This is a genomic window from Protofrankia sp. Cj3 (assembly GCF_917627355.1).
Classification (GTDB): Bacteria; Actinomycetota; Actinomycetes; order Frankiales; family Frankiaceae; genus Protofrankia.
Map to the genome: position 1 here is coordinate 45,723 of NZ_CAKJTR010000004.1, position 7,575 is coordinate 53,297.

General features: G+C 66.5%; 7 protein-coding genes. 6 read left to right on the top strand and 1 reads right to left on the bottom strand.

Annotated features, from left to right (window positions below):
• The 4 genes from MJ783_RS01155 to MJ783_RS01170 form a co-directional block, all read left to right on the top strand.
• Positions 1-2,166, top strand: a 2,166-nt coding sequence (locus MJ783_RS01155; protein WP_239308010.1) for an arylsulfatase, incomplete at its 5' end; no start/stop codon positions are given.
• Positions 2,167-2,623: 457 nt separating this feature from the next.
• Positions 2,624-3,427, top strand: a complete 804-nt coding sequence (locus MJ783_RS01160; protein WP_239308011.1) for an SDR family NAD(P)-dependent oxidoreductase — start codon at positions 2,624-2,626, stop codon at positions 3,425-3,427.
• The gene (locus MJ783_RS01165) at positions 3,427-3,861 is read left to right on the top strand and encodes an ester cyclase (protein ID WP_239308012.1); all 435 of its coding nucleotides are present in this window, start codon (positions 3,427-3,429) and stop codon (positions 3,859-3,861) included. The genes MJ783_RS01160 and MJ783_RS01165 overlap by 1 nt, the downstream gene beginning before the upstream one ends.
• Before the next feature lie 101 nt (positions 3,862-3,962).
• Positions 3,963-4,436 (top strand): nuclear transport factor 2 family protein, encoded by a 474-nt coding sequence (locus MJ783_RS01170; RefSeq protein ID WP_239308013.1) that lies wholly within the window; start codon positions 3,963-3,965, stop codon positions 4,434-4,436.
• 13 nt (positions 4,437-4,449) lie between these two features.
• Here MJ783_RS01170 and MJ783_RS01175 read toward each other — a convergent pair whose 3' ends face one another.
• A complete protein-coding gene (locus MJ783_RS01175) occupies positions 4,450-5,112 on the bottom strand; it encodes a TetR/AcrR family transcriptional regulator (protein ID WP_239308014.1) in 663 nt (220 codons plus the stop codon).
• 261 nt (positions 5,113-5,373) lie between these two features.
• On the opposite strand from MJ783_RS01175, the gene MJ783_RS01180 reads away from it, so the two are divergent.
• Together MJ783_RS01180 and MJ783_RS23490 are read left to right on the top strand one after the other, a co-directional pair.
• Positions 5,374-6,837, top strand: coding sequence for an MFS transporter (locus MJ783_RS01180; RefSeq protein WP_239308015.1), 1,464 nt, complete (start codon positions 5,374-5,376; stop codon positions 6,835-6,837).
• Between the two features lie 442 nt (positions 6,838-7,279).
• Positions 7,280-7,420, top strand: coding sequence for a putative leader peptide (locus MJ783_RS23490; protein WP_370651395.1), 141 nt, complete (start codon positions 7,280-7,282; stop codon positions 7,418-7,420).
• The last annotated feature ends 155 nt before the right edge of the window (positions 7,421-7,575 follow it).

The following is a 7,575-nucleotide window of genomic DNA, read 5'->3' on the forward strand; positions in this document are numbered from 1 at the left end:
ATCGGCCCGTTCGGCTCGGAGATCGCCACGCCGACGCTTGACCTGCTCGCTGAACGCGGCCTCCGCCTGACGAACTACCACACCATGCCGCTGTGCTCACCCGCCCGTGCATCGCTGCTGACCGGCCTCAACGCGCACCGGGTGGGGTATTCGATGGTGGCCAACGCCGACCCCGGTTTCCCCGGCTACGGCATGGAGATCGCCGACGACATCCCCACCCTGGCAGAGCTGCTGCACGACGCCGGGTACGCCACCTACGCCGTCGGCAAGTGGCATCTGGCGCGCGACTCGGCGTCCAACGCGGCTGACGACCGTCGCAACTGGCCGCTGAGCAAGGGCTTCGACCAGTACTACGGAGTGCTGGAAGGCCTCACCAGCCTGTTCCACCCCCACCAGCTGGTCCGGGACAACAGCCCGCTGGACGTCGACGAGCTGCCCGACAGCTACTACTACACCGATGACATCACCGACCAGGCGATCTCGATGGTCAAGGCGCTGCGCGCGCACGACGCGGACAAGCCGTTCTTCCTCTACGTCGCGCACAACGCCGTTCACGGGCCGCTGCAGGCGAAGGCCGCCGACATCGAGCGGTACCGGGGCCGGTACGACGACGGCTGGGACGCACTGCGCGACGCCCGTTTCGCCAGGCAGCTCGCGGACAGTCTGTTCCCCGCGGGCACCCGGCTACCGCGGCGCAACTTCGAGGCCGGCTTTGAGGTCGACGCCTGGGGCGAGCTCACAGCGGACCAGCAGGCGCTGTACGCCCGGTACATGGAGGTCTACGCCGCGATGGTCGACAACATCGACCAGAACCTCGGCCGGCTGCTTGCGACCGTGGCGGACCTCGGTGAGCTGGACAACACCGTCATCGTGTTCACCTCGGACAACGGCGGTACCGGCGAAGGCGGCGCGCAGGGCACCCGCAGCTATTTCAAACGTTTCGTCCAGCACCCCGCGCTCCCGTCCGACTGGAACCCCGACGTCGAGCGCGAGCCGGAGCTGATCGGCGGCCCACGCAGCCTGGTGCACTACCCGCGCGGCTGGGGCATGGCGTCCAACACACCGTTCCGGTTGTACAAGAGCCAGACGTACGCCGGCGGGGTGCGGGTACCGTTCGTCATCTCCTGGCCGGCCGGGCTGCGCCGGCCCGACGGCGACACCGGCATCCGTCCGCACTACCAGTACGTCACCGACATCGCGCCGACCCTGCTGGAACTTGCCGGAGCGGAACGCCCGACGATGCGGAACGGCGTGGCACTCCAGGAACCCGACGGGTTCAGCTTCGCCGCCATACTCGCTGACCCGACCGCGCCGAGCACCCATCATGAGCAGTACTGCGAGATGATCGGCAACCGCAGCTACTACCGCGGCGGCTGGAAGCTGGTCACGCTGCACCAGCCCGGCACCCCGTACGACGACGGCGAGTGGGCACTCTACGACATCCACCGGGACCCAACCGAGATCGACGACCTGTCCGCCGAACAGCCGAAGATCGTCAAAGAGCTTGCCGCCGCCTGGGAGGACGCAGCCTGGCGTAACGGTGTCTTCCCGCTGCTGGACGGCAGCGGCGCGCTGGCCGTCCGCAACCCGGCGGAGGAACTACTGCGACGGCCGCTGACTCTGCTGGCTGGCACGCCGGAGCTGGAACGCTACCGGTCGTCGAAGCTCATTGCCTTCCGCTCCTTCGACATCACGATCGAGCTGGCGGAGCACCGCGCCGACGACCAAGGGGTGTTCGTCTCACACGGCGACCAGGGTGGTGGCTACAGCGTGTATGTGGAGGACGGCCGTCTGCGCCTCGCCTACAACGAGTACGGCACGCTGTTCGAGGCCGACGCCGGACCGCTCACCGCCGGGCGGCACACCGTCGTCGTCTCCGCCCTGGCCGTGCCGGACCTGCGCTGGGACTGGCGGATTTCGGTCGACGGCATCGCGACCGGCCGGCTGGACGGCGTCCACCAGCTGATCGGCATGGCGCCGCTGCAGGGCATCAGTGTCGGTGTCGACCGCAAGTCCCCGGTGTCCTGGCCGGTGTACGAGCGGCACCGCACCTTCCGCTACACCGGTGCCCTGCGCTCGGTGACGTACACCCCCGGTCCGCCCGCACCGTACGATCCAGAAACGGTGATCCGCACCCTGCGGGAGGCCGCGGCCACCTTTGAATGACAGGGCACGCACCTCGCCGCGTCACTCCCATCCATCGCCAAACGCTCCTAGAGCGCCCGGCAATAGGGGCGTGGATCAAGGAGCGGAGCTGCTGGCCCACGCTGTGTGAGGGGCTGAGGCGGGACGCCGAGCACCGATCGGTGGACCGAAGGCGACAAAGTTCACTACGCCGGTGAACAATTGACAGTTTACGCTACGCATAATAGCGTAGCGTTCAACAACATGATCGCTATCGGTAAGATTTTTTGGTTTCGGTCCTCGGCGGGCTGGTCCGGGTGACGGCAGGTCGGGTTATGACCTGTGGGCGAGCAGCTCTGGCACCTTCGCCGGGCTGCTTAGGCGTTCCACCCACAGCCCGTGTCCGTCCTGCGCGTCATCTTCTCCGGGCGTCTTCCCGCACCTCGCGGCGCCAACAGAACATCGAGCAATCCTGAATGTCGACCAGCAGGGAGACAGCATGGTCACTCCAGTGGTGGTTGTCACCGGTGCCGCATCCGGAATCGGACGCGCGTGTGTGGAACTTTTCGCTGAGCGAGGATTCAAGGTTGTCGCCGTCGACCTGGCCGAGAATGGGCTGGCCGAACTGACCGCGATAACAGGAGTTGTGACGCTCACCGGCGACATAGCCGCCGAGACGACCAACACGGCGATGGTGCGACTGGCCGCCGACCACTTCGGCCGGCTGGACGTGGCCGTGCTCAACGCCGGAATCGGCGGGACGCCTCCGTTGGAGGCGGCGGGTGCCATCGAGCGATTCGACCGAATACTAGCCGTCAACGTGCGGGGAGTGGCGCTGGGAATACGCGCCGCCGCACCGGCCCTGCGTGCCGCGGGCGGTGGCGCGATCGTCGTCACCGCGTCCGTTGCCGGCCTGCGCGGGGAGCCGGGCAACTGGGCCTACAACGCGTCCAAGGCCGCGGCGATCAACCTTGTTCGCGCAACCGCGATCGACTACGCCGCCCACGGCATCAGAATCAACACTCTCGCGCCCGGCGGCACGGTAACCGCGATGACCGCTGGTGCCCTCGCCAACCCGGAACTCGCGGCGGACGTCACCAGACGAATCCCGATGCAACGGTGGGCGAGCCCCCGAGAACAGGCGGAGGTCGTCTGGTTTCTGGCCTCGCCCGCGGCGTCGTACATCACCGGTGCCACGCTGCCCTGCGACGGTGGTCTCAACGCGAACACCGGAATCCTGCTCCCACCGCCCAGCCCGGCGAACCACCCCGATGAAGTTCTCCATGCCCGAGGAGGCCGTTGATGAGTACTGACACGACCAGGACCGAGTCCAACAAGGCCGCGGCGCGGCGTCTGTATGAGGAGATCGTCAACAACGGGCGCCTGGAGCTCCTGGACGACCTCATCGACTCGGACGCCGACGATGAAACCCGGGCCCGCGCAGGCTGGTCAGCAGGCCGTGACGGCTTCCGCCAGCACGTCGTCTGGCTGAGGGAGGCCGTAGGAGATCTCAAGACGACCGTCACGGATCTCGTGGCCGAAGATGACCGGGTGGTCGTATTCTGGCGAATCGAGGGTATCCACAAAGGTGACGTGTTCGGTGTGCCGGCAACCGGCAGGCCGATCGACGGCACCAGCATCAGCTGGATCACCTTTCACGACGGCCGGATCGTCAGCTATGACGTACTTCCGGACCGCCTCACCATTCTGCGACAAATTGGCGGTGTCCCGGTCTGAGAGGCGTTCGGCCCGGCTGCTCGTCATGCCGGCGCTGGAAGTCCTTCGGGGCCTGCCGGCGCCGACCACTGAGCTGTGTGTCTTCATGCCGAAGGAGCACCATGACGCGGGAACTGTCCACGTCGGATATCACCGGGATCCACCAGACGTTGGCCCTGTTTGCGCACGCTGTCGACAACAAGGAGACAGACGCGCTCAGCCTGGTTTTCACCGACGACGTCACAATTGAGATCGGGGTGGGAAAGGGTACCCTCCTCCACGGGCTCGATGCCTTCCGCGACTATGTGCGGCGGCTCCCGGCGGACACCGCGGACCATCAGACCGTCGACACCATAATCTTAGTGGACAATGACGGAACTGTCCGGGCACGCAGTCGCTACCTGGCTGTTCGGGCCGACGGGTCGATCACCAATGGTGACTACCTCGACATTGTCACTCGCACTCCGCGGGGATGGCGGATCAACTATCGGAGAACCGTGCACCGCTATCCCCGGGTGGACGGTCTCATCGGGCCGACAGCAATCACCGACGAATGGCGCCCAAGGCCCGCGCGGGCGCCTCTGCCGATTCAGTAAGATCGATAACGGGCTACGCTGACGACCTGATCGGCGACGCGTGACCCAGCGTTCTGGTCAGGTCGACCAACTCGGCGTGGTAGAGCTTGGCGGGGTCCAGTATCTGGGGCCGCAGGTGGCCGTAGACCTCGAGCGCGATCAGCCCGTGCAGCCGGCCCCAGATACGCAGCGAGAGCGCGACCGCGGACGGCGGCAGTTCGGGGAACGACTCACCGACCATGGCGACGAAGGCCGGATCGAAATCGGACCACCGATAGTCGTCGATAGCCTGGCTGCGCTCGACTGCCGGCCAGGCGGCAGCGACGATCTTCAGAAGCACCCCGCACGCGCGGTATTCCGCGGCCAAGGCGACCGCGCCCTCTGGAGCCTGACAGCCGGGGAGCGGGTCGCCGTAGACAAGCTGGAACTCCCCGGTGTTGTTGATCGCCCACTGCCGATAGGCCAGGCCGACCGCCAGCAGCTGAGCCCCGGGGTCGTCCGCGGGCCGGGTGGTACGCGCCATGTCCAGCAGTTCCGCGAGCTGGCCGTAGACATCGGCGATCAACGCAATGACCAGATCGTCTCGGGTGTCGTAGTAGCTGTAGAGCGCACCCGCGGTCATCCCCATCTCGCGGGCGATCGCACGCAGCGAAACAGTGGCCGCTCCACCCGCGGCCATGTGCTTGAGCGCAATCATCTTGATCTCCCGGACGGTCTCCGCCCGGAGGCGATCTCGCCGGCGCGGCGTCGGCTCCTCCACGCCTGACACTCTACAGCGCTGAGCTACTATCCCGTGTAGTAAGTTTGAACACCGTGTAGGATACGAACGCTTCATAGTTGAAGCGCCTCACAGCCGACGCAGGGCATCAGGCCTGCCTCGACCAACGCCCGCCTCACCAGCCACGTCCGTGGCCGGTGACAACTCCGCGCAGGAAGAACCGAACCCGTGGATGCTTCCGTGACCCGCCCGCAGGAGCGGTCCGGGCTCAAACTCGCCCTGCTGGCGTTCGCCCAGTTCGTCGTCGCCATCGACTACAACATCGTCTACATCGCCCTGCCCGACATCGGCCGTGAGCTCGGATTCACCGCCCAGTCGCTGCAATGGGTGGTCAGCGCCTACGCCGTGACGTTCGGCGGATTCCTGCTGCTCGGCGGCCGGGCGGCCGACCGGCTCGGCGAGCGGCGGATGTTCATCCTCGCGCTCGGGCTCTACGCCACCTCGTCGCTGGGAGGGGGCTTTGCAACCGAGCCGTGGATGCTGCTGACCGCCCGAACCGTCCAGGGCCTGGGCGGCGCGCTGCTGTTCCCGACAATCTTGTCATTGATCAATAAAAGCTACGCGGAGGGACCAGAACGCAACAAGGCGCTGACGGTCTGGGGCGTCGCGGCAAGCGGCGGCCTCGCCGCCGGCGCACTCCTCGGCGGGCTGCTCACCAACGGCTTCGGATGGGCTGCGGTCTTCCTCGTCAACGTGCCACTCGCGCTGGGCGCGGCGATCATCGCACCATGGCTGCTCCCGGCGGATCCGCCACGCGAGGGCGGGCGCGGGGGCTTCGACGTACCGGGCGCGGTGGTCGCCACCGCGGGCATCTCCCTGGTGGTGTTCGGTCTGGCCAGCGGACCGGATGCAGGATGGTCCTCGAGCAGGGTCATCGGGTCCCTGCTCGTCGGTGCGGCGCTTGTGGCAGCCTTCGTCCTCATCGAGCGGGGCACCCGCAACCCGCTCGCGCCACTGCGGCTTTTCGGTAACCGCAGCCTGGCCGTCGCCATGATTGACATACTGATCCTGGTCGGCACGCTCGGCGGGGAATACTTCTTGTACACCACCTACCTGCAGAATGTGCTCGGTTACAGCCCGCTTACCGCCGGTCTGGCCTTCCTGCCGCTCACTCTGATCTCCATGGTCGGCGGGAAGATCTCCCTGACGCTGCTCAACCGGCAGGGTATCCGTCCCACCATCTTCACCGGGATGCTCGTCGCGGGGATCGGGCTGGCCGCCCTCGCCATGGGTATGTCGCCGAACAGCTCGTTCGCCGCGTTGCTGCCCGGCCTCATCATCTGGGGCCTCGGCGCCGGCATCGCCTTCAGCGCGCTGTTCGTGGCGGCGTCCGCCGGAGTCTCGCCCGCCGAGCAGGGCGTCGCCTCAGCGCTGGCTTCCACATCCCAGCAGCTCGGTAGCGCCATAGGGCTGGCCGTCATCGTGGCGATCGCCCGCGCGGGCCTGACCGGCCAGACGGATGCTCCGTCAACCATTGTCGACGGGCTTCGCACGGGGGGATGGGTCGCCGCGGCCGCCACGGCGGCTGGCGCTCTGATCGCGCTCACCCTCAAACGTCAACCGGTGGCACCCACAGTGGACGCCGTCTCCCCAGAGGGCCCCGACAGCGTCGCCGCCGGAATGACGATCTCGAACGCGCTCTAAAACCGTGACTGCTTGGCTGAAGACCCCAGCCCCCGGGGCCTTCAGCCAAGCGAAAATATAATCATGCGACATGTGTCCTACCAGTAATTCCGCTCACGCGATGCACGCACCCCAGCCCCACTTCTTGATCCACATTCTGTTGCTGGCGCCACTCAACCTGTCGGCCGGTGGCAAAGATCGTCATTCCGCTCCGGCTGCGCCAGCGGTCCGGGCGCCATTCCCGTACCGATGCGGAAGATCCCGATGAATATTCCCAGGGATGTTTCCGCCACCGCCGTCGACGAACAGCGCGATCGCGCCAAGGCAGCCGGCCAGATCCCTGCCCGCGGCCTGCGAGCATCGCGCCCACGCACACCCGGAGACGACGTCAGCAGCCCCTGAGCTGATGACGTGAAGCAAATCACATCCGCTTCACTTCCGCATATCATTGCACATAGCTAATATGATTTCCGTGAGGTCCAATGAGAGCCAGCCAGGGCTTGTGCAGCCGCGCTGGATAGTGTGGTCGACAACCAGCCACCTCCTCACGTCGCGACGCCATATCGATCTTCTTCGGGTATCAAGCGCGGCCTGTCTGCCCTGAATTCCCGGCAGGTTTCCAGGCGGGTTCCAGCGCATCAGACCACTCCGGCCGCAAATCTCCGCGGATCTCGGTGACACGCGAAGACAGCTCGGCACACTGGCCAGGCCGCCCAATCCGTCCTGCAAGCATCCTGGCTGGCACGGACGGATGCCCGC

Excerpts from the sequence above, each read along its gene's own strand:
- MJ783_RS01160 (WP_239308011.1), top strand. The coding sequence starts at position 2,624 with ATGGTCACTCCAGTGGTGGTTGTCACCGGTGCCGCATCCGGAATCGGA.
- MJ783_RS01165 (WP_239308012.1), top strand. The coding sequence starts at position 3,427 with ATGAGTACTGACACGACCAGGACCGAGTCCAACAAGGCCGCGGCGCGG.
- MJ783_RS01170 (WP_239308013.1), top strand. The coding sequence starts at position 3,963 with ATGACGCGGGAACTGTCCACGTCGGATATCACCGGGATCCACCAGACG.
- MJ783_RS01175 (WP_239308014.1), bottom strand. The coding sequence starts at position 5,112 with ATGATTGCGCTCAAGCACATGGCCGCGGGTGGAGCGGCCACTGTTTCG.
- MJ783_RS23490 (WP_370651395.1), top strand. The coding sequence starts at position 7,280 with ATGATTTCCGTGAGGTCCAATGAGAGCCAGCCAGGGCTTGTGCAGCCG.